The organism is Micromonospora sp. NPDC051296 (assembly GCF_040682255.1).
GTDB lineage: Bacteria > Actinomycetota > Actinomycetes > Mycobacteriales > Micromonosporaceae > Micromonospora > Micromonospora craterilacus.
On sequence record NZ_JBFBAO010000512.1, the window covers coordinates 1 to 3,909 of the forward strand.

Annotated in this window: 2 protein-coding genes; both read right to left on the reverse strand. The window is 71.7% G+C overall.

Annotation, left to right across the window (positions count from 1 at the left end; all coding sequences use genetic code 11):
* Positions 1–2,706, reverse strand: a 2,706-nt coding sequence (locus tag AB0M52_RS32030) for a BTAD domain-containing putative transcriptional regulator (RefSeq protein ID WP_363961442.1), incomplete at its 3' end; no start/stop codon positions are given.
* Between the two features lie 214 nt (positions 2,707–2,920).
* A partial coding sequence (locus AB0M52_RS32035; protein WP_363961444.1) for a FumA C-terminus/TtdB family hydratase beta subunit occupies positions 2,921–3,909 on the reverse strand: 989 nt, incomplete at its 5' end.

Genomic DNA, 3,909 nt, shown 5'->3' on the forward strand with positions numbered 1-3,909 from the left:
GCCGACCAGGTCACCGGCGTCGCTGATCGCGATCAACGCCTCCCGGTGCAGGGCCGCCGCCTCGTCCGGCCGACCGGCCTCGCGCTCCATCACGCCGAGTTCGTTGAGCACCTCACCCTCGTCGTACCGGTTACTCACCCTGCGGTGAAGGGTCAACGCAATCCGCAGTAGCCGACGGGCGGGCACGGTATGACCCATCCGGTGCCGGATGATGCCGGCGTGCCCCACCGCGTTCGCCAGCTGCCGACGATCACCGATCTCACGAGCCATGAGCAGGTGCTGACGGCTGATCCGCAACGCCTCGTCGTAGCGACCCCAGGTGCACATCACGTAGGTCAGGTTGTTGAGCAGGGCGCTTCGTTCGGCCAGTTGGTCGCCCCCGCGTGCGGTCGTCGCCGCAGCGTAGAAGTACTCGATCCCGCGACGGGGGTCACCGTCGGCATAGCTGTTGATGCCGATGTTCCACAGCACGTTCCTCAGCAGGGTGGGCGGACCGCTTCGGCGAGACAGCTCGACGGCCCGCTGCAGCAGGGCGATGGCGTGCGCGAAGCGGGCCCGCCGGAAGTAGGCCGACGCCAGGTAGTTCAGCATCACGGCCTGTGCGGACTCGTCGCCGATCGCCTCGGCCGCCCGCAGTCCCACCGAGTGCGTCTCTACCAGCTCGTCGAGGTGCCCGCCGTTGTAGAGCAGCCGCCAGCTGGCCCGGGCGAGTTGCCAGGCGCGCAGCGGGAAGTCCTTCTCCGCCAGCGCGGGCAGCGCCACCAGCGCGGAGTGGTTCTCATCGAACCAGGCCAGCCCCCGGTTGGCGCAGATCGTCACCAGGTCGGGCCGGGGCGGGCCGGGCAGGCTGAGGGTCCGGCGACTGCCGGGCGATTCCGTCTCGCGGCTGAGCGCCGCCGCCACGTGCAGGTGGTGGTCCAGCAGGCGCTCGAGCGCGTCGCGCCGCTCCGTCGTGTTGGCCGGTTCGTCCAGCAGGGTGCGTGCGTACTCACGGACCAGGTCGTGCAGGCGGTACCGGCCCGACTCCGGCTCGTCCACCAGGTGGGCGTCCACCAGCTCGTCCAGCAGATCCTGTACCTCGGACAGCGGCAGGTCGGCCACCGCAGCAGCGGTGGTGTTGTCGAGACGTACGCCCGGATACAGCCCGAGCAGCCGGAACGTTCGCTGTGCCGGTGGCGACACCTGGGCGTACGACAGGGCGAACGCGTCCGCGACGGAGCGCTGCCCGGCGGCCAGCTCGGCCAGTGCGTCGCGGGAACCGCCGAGCCGGTCGGCCAGGTCGGCGATCCGCCACCGGGGGCGGTGGACCAACCGGGCACCGGCCAGGCGGATCGCGAGCGGAAGGTAACCGCAGCGGCGTACCACCTCGGCTGCCGCGACCGGCTCCGCGGCCACCCGATCCTCGCCGGCCACCCGACCGAGCAACTCGATCGCCTCGTCGGTGTCGAGGACGGGCAGCGACGAGGGCCGTCCCTCGTCGAGACCGACCAGCCGGCGGCGGCTGGTGATCAGAGTCAGGCAGCCGGCGCCGCTGGGCAGCAGGGGCGCTACCTGCGCGGTGGCGGCGGCGTTGTCCAACAGCACCAGGACCCGCCGGTCAGCCAGCTCGGTGCGCCAGATGGCCAGTCGGTCGTCCATGTCGACCGGAATGCGTTCGGCCGGGACTCCGAGTTGCCGCAGCAGGGCGGCCAGCGCGGCGGCCGGGCTCAGCGGCGCCCGCTCGCTGTGCCCGTGCAGGTCGATGAAGAGTTGGGCGTCCGGGTAGCGCTCGGCCAGCCGGGTGGCCACGTGCACGGCCAGGGTGGTCTTTCCACTGCCCGCCATCCCGTCGATCAGCTGGATCCGGGTCTCCCCCTCCTCGATCTCCTTGACCAGCCGGGCGACGGTTTCCGATCGTCCGGTGAAGTCGCTGATCGCCCGGGGCAGGCCGCGAACCGGGGTGGCGGCGCGACGCTCCGATCCGGCGACGGCGAGATCCCCGGCGAGCACCCGCTGGTGCAGTTCCTGCAACGCCGCGCCCGGCTCGATACCGAGTTCCTCGGCGTACAGGCGCCGGCCTTCCCGGTACAGGCCGAGCGCGTCGGCCTGCCGGCCGACGGCGGAGAGCGCCAGCATGAGCTGCCCGCGCAACCGCTCCCGCAACGGATGCCGCTCCAGGTGCTCGGCCAGCTCGTCGAGTAGGCCCGCCGCGTGGCCGAGGCGCAACTCGATCTCCACGCACTCCTCCAGCGCGGCGAGGCGCTGCTCGTCGAGCGCCTGCGCCCGCCGCCGTACGGTGCGGTTCGGGATGCCGCTCAGCGCCGGGCCGCGCCACAGCCCCAGCGCGGCGCGGAACTCCCGGCGCGCGTCGGTCAGCCGCCCGGAGGCGAGCGTGGCCCGGGCGACGTCGACGCCGTGGGTGAAGACCTCGGTGTCCAGCTCGCCCGGCCCGGTGCGAACCGCGTACCCGACGGGATCGGTGACGATGGTCTCCGGTGGCAGACCGAGCCCGGCGAACCGCTGTCGCAAGCGCGACACGCAGGTCTGCAACTGGGCCCGGGCGGTGGCCGGCGGGTGCTCCTCCCAGATCGCGTCGACCAGTTCCTCCACCGGCACGATGCGGTTCGCCCGGAGCAGCAGGACGGCGAGTACGACCCGATCCCGACCTGCGGTGACGGTGGCTTCGCCGCCGCCGACCCGCAGTGGTCCCAGGATCTGAAACCGCATCCGCTCCCCCGCCCCCAATGGTGGCAACTTTCAGCAGCGTAGCCCGACGGTCACAGCTGTCCCACCAGCCTGATAGCGATCTGAGAGTGGATCGACAGCGGTAGGCCGGAGACTCGTCTCGGTTGCCTTGCTGCAATCGACGGGGGCGGTGCGCCCGCCGCCAAGGGCGGGCGCACCGATGTCGGACGGTCGAGCTGCCGAGCGCCTCGCGGGTTCAGCCGCGGCCGATGGTGAGGACCGGCTTGGTCACCTCGGCGAAGAAGTCGTTGCCCTTGTCGTCGACGACGATGAAGGCCGGAAAGTCCTCCACCTCGATCTTCCAGACCGCCTCCATGCCCAGCTCGGCGTATTCGAGGACCTCGACGTGCTTGATGCAGTCCTGGGCGAGCCGGGCGGCCGGGCCACCGATCGAGCCAAGGTAGAAGCCGCCGTGCTGGTCGCAGGAGCGGGTCACCTGGGCGGAGCGGTTGCCCTTGGCGAGCATCACCATCGACCCGCCTGCGGCCTGGAACTTCTCCACGTACGCGTCCATCCGCCCCGCCGTGGTCGGGCCGAACGAGCCGGAGGCGTAGCCCTCCGGGGTCTTCGCCGGGCCGGCGTAGTAGACGGCGTGGTCGCGTAGGTACTGCGGCATCGCTTCGCCCGCGTCCAGCCGCTCAGCGATCTTGGCGTGGGCGATGTCCCGGGCCACCACCAGCGGGCCGGTCAGGGACAGCCGGGTCTTCACCGGGTACTTGGACAGCTCGGCGCGGATCTCGTCCATCGGCCGGTTGAGGTCGACGCGGACCACCTCGGTGGTGTCCAGCTGCGCCTCGGTGACCTCGGGCAGGTAGCGGGCCGGGTCGGTTTCGAGCCGCTCCAGCCACACGCCCGACGGGGTGATCTTGGCAACCGCCTGGCGGTCCGCCGAACAGGACACGGCGATCGCCACCGGGCACGACGCGCCGTGCCGGGGCAGCCGCACCACCCGTACGTCGTGGCAGAAGTAGCGCCCGCCGAACTGCGCGCCGATGCCGAAGTTGCGGGTCAGCTCCAGCACCTCGGCCTCCAGCTCCAGGTCACGGAAGCCGTGCGCGGTCATCGAGCCGGAGGTGGGCAGCGCGTCGAGGTACTTGGCGCTGGCGTACTTGGCGGTCTTGAGGGCGTACTCGGCGCTGGTGCCGCCGATCACCACGGCCAGGTGGTACGGCGGGCAGGCCGCCG